Origin of the sequence: Ruania rhizosphaerae, assembly GCF_009805705.1 — a bacterium.
GTDB classification, from domain to species: Bacteria; Actinomycetota; Actinomycetes; order Actinomycetales; family Beutenbergiaceae; genus Ruania; species Ruania rhizosphaerae.
This window is the reverse complement of sequence record NZ_VSMB01000040.1, coordinates 1-691: the sequence shown is the minus strand read 5'-3', so window position 1 is coordinate 691 and position 691 is coordinate 1. Positions and strand designations below refer to the sequence as shown.

Annotated in this window: 2 protein-coding genes; both read left to right on the top strand. The window is 70.6% G+C overall.

The genetic code is table 11. The features are described 5' to 3' along the window. Nucleotides 1–197 (top strand): hypothetical protein (locus FV560_RS19975; protein ID WP_159623768.1); only part of this gene is annotated, 197 nt, incomplete at its 5' end. Further along, nucleotides 190–691: hypothetical protein (locus FV560_RS19970; protein ID WP_200837860.1), on the top strand; the 502-nt coding region annotated here is incomplete at its 3' end. The genes FV560_RS19975 and FV560_RS19970, both read left to right, overlap by 8 nt.

Genomic DNA, 691 nt, shown 5'->3' with positions numbered 1-691 from the left:
CCAGGAACCGCCTGGCAGTCCTGCATCAGCGGGGGCGAGTACCCACCCCCGAGGCCGAAGCCGATGCGCGCCGCGCCCTGACTGTGGCAGTGCTTGAGCGTGCCATCACTGAGCGGCTCGCAACGGGCCCGAAGCTGCGCCCCGACCAGGTGCGCCACCTGAGCGCGCTGCTGAACGGTGGTGCGGACCGTGGCTGAAAACGAGAAGCGCCGCCCGACCAGGGGCGGCGCAACGGCGGAAAAGACCACCGGACTCGATACGGCGAAGCCTACCGGGACCAGTGACCCGGTGGCACGTGCGCTATCTGTCTCGACGGCCGACAGCGCTCGGGCGAAGACCTGGGAGCCGGGCACGGTCACGTGGACCGAGGTGCAGGCGTGGGCTGAGAAGCCGCGTAGGGGCCCGAAGGATGGCCCCTGCTACGTGCTAGGGCGGCTGAACGGTAAGCGCCGCTCGAAGGATGCGGTGGTCTCGCGTGGGGTACTGACCCTGGACGCTGACGCGCTGACCCCCGCTGACCGGGACGACCTGCTGGACCAACTGCGGGCGGAGGGCTGGGCGGTGGTGGTCTACAGCACGGCCAGCGCCACAGCCGAAGCTCCGAGGTTGCGGGTGCTGGTGCTGCTGGACCGCGATGCCACGCCCGAGGAGTACCGCCTGCTGGTGCGGGTGCTGATGCACCGCCTGGGCC